Source organism: Sulfitobacter sediminivivens (genome assembly GCF_042611115.2).
In the GTDB taxonomy this organism is placed as follows: domain Bacteria; phylum Pseudomonadota; class Alphaproteobacteria; order Rhodobacterales; family Rhodobacteraceae; genus Sulfitobacter; species Sulfitobacter sediminivivens.
Window position 1 is genome coordinate 21,495 of record NZ_JBHGAR020000031.1, and the last position, 6,509, is coordinate 28,003.

Sequence of the window (6,509 nt, forward strand, 5' to 3'; positions counted from 1 at the left end):
ATCTATTTCACATAAGCGCCATTATCAGAATCCTCCAAGCTGAAAGCTATGCTCATTCTAGTCATTTTAATTTTTCAATAGTATGAGCCGCCCACATACCACTTGAATTCAGGCTGATCGAGCCAGTTGAGAAACTGCGACAGACTATCGACCTGGTCGTCGTTGCGTGCATTGGGAAACAGGGTCAACTCCCGGCGGAAGTCAGCCAGCCAGGGAGCCTCTTTTGGGATCAATATGCGACCCGCCTCAATCATGGCAGAAACGTTCATTAACCGGCTTGCTTTGTCCTGTTTCGGAATGATGCCGATGACGTTCAGGTCGCTGGATCTTGACAGATCCTGGATCAGACTGATCCCGGATCCGGCTTGCTCAATCAGGATCCGGTTTGCGTTCGCCTGCACCGCCAAAGATTGAATCTTCCGCTGCAGGTCCGGATATTCAAGGCGGCCGCGCCATAGATCAAGCATCCATGCCTGTGGTTTGCGGACAAGCCATGTGGTGCAAACAGAATAGTCATTTAATTCTCCTGCACTTGAGGCCGTGTCCCAGGACTGAACAATCTCATCTTGTTCCAGCTGCTGCGGAACCACATCATACGATTTGAACCAGTTCCACTTCACAATGCCGCCTTCGATCGGGGCCGGGCGCTGTTGATACTGGGCCGCGTAGACATAGGAACCAAGCTGCGTCTTATAGTCGCTGAGCAAGTCGCGCGGCAACCGCTCGGCATGCAGCAGGTCTCCTTCTTTGCGGTGAATGTGCCCGCGCCTTCCAAGATCAAAGGATTCCGGGTCATCAGCAACAGCCTGCAGATTGAGATGCTCCCAGCCTCCCTGTTCAAGAAGCATGCCAGCCAGATCATTCTCATGAATCCGCTGCTGAATGACGATAATTGGCGTGGTGGCCGGATCGTTACAGCGGCTCAATAGTGTCGAGCCATACCAATCCAACACGCTGCTGCGCCTGACCTCCGACTGCGCTTCGTCTGGTTTGTGAGGGTCGTCGATGATGATGATATCGCCCCCGCGACCCGTCAGCGCGCCACCAACCGATGCAGAATACCGGCCACCGCCTCGTGTGGTTTCAAAATCGAACTTCCTTGATCTGTTTCTGGCAACGCGGGTCTGCGGGAAGGTGTCCTGGTACCAGTCAGAGGCCAGCACTTTCATGCAGTCGAACGCGAGTTTCTCGGCCAGGTTCTCAGAATAGGAGACCGCCAGGATCCGTTTCTTCGGGTATCGGCCAAGGATCCAGGCCGGGAAAGCGATGGAGGCGGAGATCGATTTTAACGACCTTGGCGGCATGGTGATGATCAGACGCCGGATCTCGCCGCGCGCAATCCGTTCCAGCTGGTACGCAATCGCGTCGATGTGCCAGTTGTGGCTATAGACCGAACCCGGATCAACGGTCGCAAAACTGCGCTGGATGAAGCTGGAGAGGTCGCTGCGCAATAAGACCGCCAGCAGATCTGCTGTGTCGACGTTATTCACTGCCAGAACCCTCCGGATCGGAGCCGTTGCCGGACAACGTCGACCGCCCAAGAATATCTTTCTCAAGTTTGCTCAGCTTTTGTTCGCGCAAACCGGCATCCGATGCGCTGGAGCTTTCCTGAGCATACCCAAGCACAATCTCGAGTGCCCTCAGCTCCCCTTTCAATGCCTTCTCTCTCAGCCGCATCAATGCCGCCTCAACAACGCTCACTGATTTGGGCTTGCCAGCCACGGTGACAGTCACCTTTGATCGGAGAACAGAAACCAATTCTGTCTGGAAGTTTTTAACGCCTTTGGGCCGACCGTTCGGATTGCCTGACTGGCCCTTTTGGAACATGCCGCCTTTTGGCGGTTTGCAAAACCCGACGTCATACTCGTCATCATTATCGTTGCTCATGCCCCGACCTCCTCAAGCTTCTCGGCTTCAAGTGAGGCAAGCGTGCGATTGTCTGACGCGCGGCGTGGCTCCTCTCCGGTTTCTGTTCGCCAGCGCCTCAGCGCGACATCGACATAGGCCGGATCGATCTCCAAGGCATAGGCCACCCTGCCCGACTGCTCGGCGGCCATCAGTGTGGTGCCGCCCCCTAAGAACGGATCCAGCACGATCTCACCGCGTTTGCTTACATCAAGGACCGCATCCCGCACCATGGCCACTGGCTTTGCTGTCGGGTGCGCTGAGAGCTCTTCCATCCGGCCTTCCCGGAAGGTGTTGACCCCGGCGTAGGTCCAGACGTTTGTGCGATTGCGTCCGAAGCGGCCGAGCTGGACATTGTTACGGTGCTGAACCTTGCCCTTGCGAAAGACAAAAACCAGTTCATGCTGCGACCGATAGAGGGACCCCATCCCGCCGTTTGTCTTTGCCCAGACACACAGGTTCAGATAGGCGTCGAATGACCGCTGCCCGGCCTCGAGCAACTCCCCCATGTGACGCCAGTCCATACAGACAAACGAGATGGAACCATTGCGACACGACTGAGATGTGTTGGCAAGAACCTCGTCCAGAAAGGCTGTAAATCCAGACCGGGTCATTTCTCCGCTTGCCTCATGGAATTCCCGGTGGCGTGCCCTGCCCTTTCCGGACACGTGGCCTGCGATTGGCACGTTGTAGGGCGGGTCGGTAAAAACCACATCCGCTTTCTGCTGTTCGACAAGCAACGCAAAGTCGTCTGGACTGCGCGCGTCGCCGCAGAGAACCCGGTGTTTGCCGAGGTGCCACAGGTCCCCGCGCCGGGTTACAACCGGAGTGTTTTCGTCAGGAACTGGTGCAAGCTCAACTTCGTTTGAACTGCGATCCGAGGCACTGTCAATAATGATGTCGATATCGGCAACTTCAAACCCGGTCAGTTCCAGGTTAAATTCAAGATCCATCGACGACAGATCAGCCAGTTCATTGGCCAGCAGGTCCATGTCCCAGCCGGCATTCAGTGCGATCTTATTGTCGGCCAGCATCAGCGCCCGTTTCCGGGCGTCATCGAGATGCGCCAGCACAATGACCGGGACCGACCCAAGCCCCAGGGCCTTTGCTGCCGACAAACGTGCATGTCCAGCGATCAGCACGGCGGCCTCGTCAATCAGCAGCGGATTTGTAAATCCAAATGCCTCGATGCTGTCTTTGATCTGCTTGAGTTGCCGTTTGTCGTGGGTTCGGGCGTTGCGCCGATTGACCGCAACCTCAGATACTGGGCGGTAAGAAATAGTTAGATTTTGCATGTCGCATTCCTTCGCGTTTACTACATGCAAATTTATGACTCTCAGCACCGTCAGATCGACGGAGGAGTTATCGCCAAAAGTCTGGTTTACTTCTCCCGCGGTTTCTTGGCGGTTTCAGCAGCCCGATTTTTGATCACCTCGTCAACTATAAATGGGAGCTTGAGGGTCGTAAGCCCACCGCCTTTTGCCTTGAGCTTGGCGTGTGCAATTTTAGCCACATCTTGGCAGAGCTCCAAAAACGCCTCATCTCGTCGACCCCGCCCTTTGTCCGTCGTCGGCGGCATGCCATGGCAGATCTCCCAACACCCTGCCAGCCAATCCACCATTTCCCTCAGAGCAAGATTGTTCGGGCCGCGCGACGTTATTCCGTCGGCCGAGCGCGCAGTTAAAACTAAATCTTTAACCAGCCCAAAAAGACGATCATCAAGGTCGCGAAACCGATCTCGACCAATACTGTCGTACTCGACCCCGTCCACTTTAGAAAGTTGACGCAGCCAGTTCTTGGTCACTGGATCCAATCCAGCAAATTTTTCGTAGAATTTTGCGCCAGCTTTGGTTAGCTGCTCCATTTCCCGTTCAACAATTGTGGAGGGCTTAGAAACCTTTTCGAGTTTTCCACCGCGTTCACGATATCCTTCGTTCATAGCCATGACGACAAAAGACTGGAACTGCCATTTTATGGAGCGGGGCAGTTGCGGGTCGTTGAAATTATCCGATGCACTGAAATGCTCCATCACACGACCGAGTTCGGCGTCTGTCAGGCTCTGTTCAGGATCGTCCAGCCAAAGGGCTTCTCCAGACTTAAGAAAATCATGGTCTGGATCTTTTGAGCCGTCAGCCATTTGCAATACTCCTATTCTGCAATCTGGATGCAATGGTACAACCCAAAGCACGGTGGTCTAGGCTCTGGGCCCAAAAACAACCAGAGGTCTAAGAAATAGCTTTTTTGAATAACCGACGTTTAGTGAACAATTGGAAATGTCCGCAACGCGGACAATGCTGCCAATCATTGGATGAGAACCAAAGTCCGCTTGAGCGTGAATTGCGGACGCAGCGATAAGCTCCAGATGGGAAAACGAAAGCTATCTGCAGCTGCGATGCGCCTCGGCTTGGTTCGCGAATGCAGACGTTCTGACGGTCTTGGATCAAAGGAGTTTTTACAGAGCCGCAGTATTGGAGAAACCGCATTCCGCGCGACGTTTGGAGTCACGCCACAGGTTGATCGGCCAGCGAGTTTTCCGGGATTGTCGGATAATCGGGCTTTGATCGGAAATGATCCTCGAGCGCGGACATGACCGCAAGAACAATGTCCTCCCGCCAGTGCCTGGCCACCACCTGCACGCCTACAGGAAGGCCTGCACTCCCCTGTTCCACGGCGCTGGCGGTTATGTCTGCCAAGTCTCGGGAAACGACGCGATCCGATTCCTCATCGGGCCTGACATTCGTTAGCGAAACCACCCCAGCGGGGGCGCCAATCACGTTGTAGACAATCGCATAGCCGGCTGAAGGCAGAAGATGTTGGCACGTGTTATGGGGTATTGCGGGCAAGGCGAAGGGCGGGCAAATGACGGCGTCGAAATGCCCATCGTCCAATGATTGCAGGAATTTTTGCCTGAAGTCTGTGCGCGCATCTGCCAGCGACCAGTATTCTGCGACGGAGCGGGTACCCAGACACCGCATCGCATAGGCCTGATGACCTTGACCTTTCATGTCCTGCAGCCATGCAGCGACACGCAGCAAAGCCGGTTTGGTCCAAATGCCGCGAAGCAGGTCGGCAACCTGCGGAATTGGTTCTTCGTCACCAAGCAATGTCTTGAAGAATTTGCCACCACCGGCTGACGTTGCGCCGATGAATATTCGGATCGCCTCTCGCGCATCGGGAGGCACAATGGGTTCCACGGTCGCGCCCATGGACCTCAGCGCGTCGGCCGCTTCCAAAATTGCGCGGCGTATTGCGGGCGAAACCGGAAAATGGCCGTTTTCAACATACATCCCGATGCGCATGCCTTTGATTTGAACAGCCGCCGGGTCAGGCCACACTGTCGGCGCAACGACGTCCCGCGTGATCTCCTCGGAAGAGGTTTCTGTAAGAAGGCGCATCGCCAAGGTTAAGTCGGCGACAGTCCCGGCAATCGGACCCGGCTGTTGCACGACAACCTCCTGCCCGTGGTTCACAGACATCAGGCCCGGCGGGAAGTCATCGCTCGTCAGGCGACCGGAGGTTGGCTTCAAACCATGCAAACCGCAAAAATGGGCGGGAATGCGGATGCTCCCTCCAAAATCTGCGGCCAAGGCAAGCGGGGCGCCGCGTGCGGCTATAATCGCACTGTCGCCACCACTGCTTCCTCCGGGTGACCGGGCGTGGTCCCAGGGATTGTTGGTCCGACCGTAGACACGATTGTCGGTTTCCCAACCAGACAGCGTCTGCAGCACATTCGTCTTGCCAAGAATGACCGCCCCAGCCTCTCTCAATTTTCTGACCAAGGGGCCCTCGGTGTTGTAGACATTGCCGATCTTGTTCTTCGCACCCAGTGTTATCTGTGTTCCCGCGACGCGAAACTGTTCTTTGATCGTGATGGGCACGCCGTGGAGTGGGCCTGGTACATCACCGCGCGTGAAAGCCTCATCAAGTTCTTTGGCCCGCGCCCGCGCCTCCTCAAAAAGCGGGATCGCAATTGCATTGAGACCCGGATTTACCTTGTCCACTTGCGCCAGAAAGGCTTCAACAACCGCCGTTGCTGAAAGTCGTCCAGAAGTGGTCTCGCGCGCCAATTCAACAGCGCTCAGATCGGTGATGCGGGTCGGCTCCATTGAGCTGCGGTCGAGCGGTACCACCTCACGCCCCCGCTGCAGTCGACAGAGCATTCAAGACCATGACCCCCGCAATGATCAAACCGATGCCCAGATAGGCATAACCATCCAAGGATTGACCAAAAGCGGTTGCGCCCAGAAGTGTGACACCTGCGATACCGCCACCCGCCCAGACAGAGTATGCGATCCCGAGCGGCATGGTCCGCACGACGAGCGACATCAAATAAAATGCCAGTGCGAAGCACATGAGGGTGAGAGCCGTGAAACCAGGCCTGGTAAAACCATCAGAGAGCCGTAGCGACGCCGTTGCCGCTATTTCAATGGCAACACCAATCGCGAGGAGAAACCAGTGCATGCCTATCCTCTCATCACTTTGAAAACCTTGGGGTCGACGCTGGCCGCACAAAGGATGCCACCCCATAGCGCGCCTTGAATGCCTTGGCTGACCACATCCTGCCCGGACAGATAGAGCCCATCGATCGGGGTCTTCGCCCGCAG

The 6,509-nt window shown here is 55.8% G+C and carries 6 protein-coding genes; all 6 read right to left on the reverse strand.

Going from position 1 to position 6,509, the window contains the following annotated elements; genetic code table 11:
- Window positions 1–74: 74 nt before the first annotated feature.
- The 6 genes from terL to ACEWL3_RS19180 all read right to left on the reverse strand — a co-directional run bounded on the left by terL (window position 75) and on the right by ACEWL3_RS19180 (window position 6,366).
- Window positions 75–1,490, reverse strand: a complete 1,416-nt coding sequence (gene terL, locus ACEWL3_RS19155) for a phage terminase large subunit (protein ID WP_386185084.1) — start codon at window positions 1,488–1,490, stop codon at window positions 75–77.
- Entirely contained in the window at window positions 1,483–1,887 is a 405-nt protein-coding gene (locus ACEWL3_RS19160; protein ID WP_386185087.1) for a DUF5681 domain-containing protein, read from the reverse strand. Before ACEWL3_RS19160 ends, terL begins: the two co-directional genes overlap by 8 nt.
- Window positions 1,884–3,200: a site-specific DNA-methyltransferase gene (locus ACEWL3_RS19165; protein WP_386185089.1), complete on the reverse strand. Its 1,317-nt coding sequence runs from the start codon at window positions 3,198–3,200 to the stop codon at window positions 1,884–1,886. Before ACEWL3_RS19165 ends, ACEWL3_RS19160 begins: the two co-directional genes overlap by 4 nt.
- A gap of 86 nt (window positions 3,201–3,286) precedes the next feature.
- Window positions 3,287–4,042, reverse strand: a complete 756-nt coding sequence (locus ACEWL3_RS19170) for a hypothetical protein (RefSeq protein ID WP_386185091.1) — start codon at window positions 4,040–4,042, stop codon at window positions 3,287–3,289.
- Between the two features lie 364 nt (window positions 4,043–4,406).
- Window positions 4,407–6,035, reverse strand: coding sequence for an amidase (locus ACEWL3_RS19175; RefSeq protein ID WP_386185094.1), 1,629 nt, complete (start codon window positions 6,033–6,035; stop codon window positions 4,407–4,409).
- A gap of 1 nt (window position 6,036) precedes the next feature.
- A complete protein-coding gene (locus ACEWL3_RS19180; protein WP_386185097.1) occupies window positions 6,037–6,366 on the reverse strand; it encodes a DMT family transporter in 330 nt (109 codons plus the stop codon).
- Window positions 6,367–6,509: the final 143 nt, after the last annotated feature.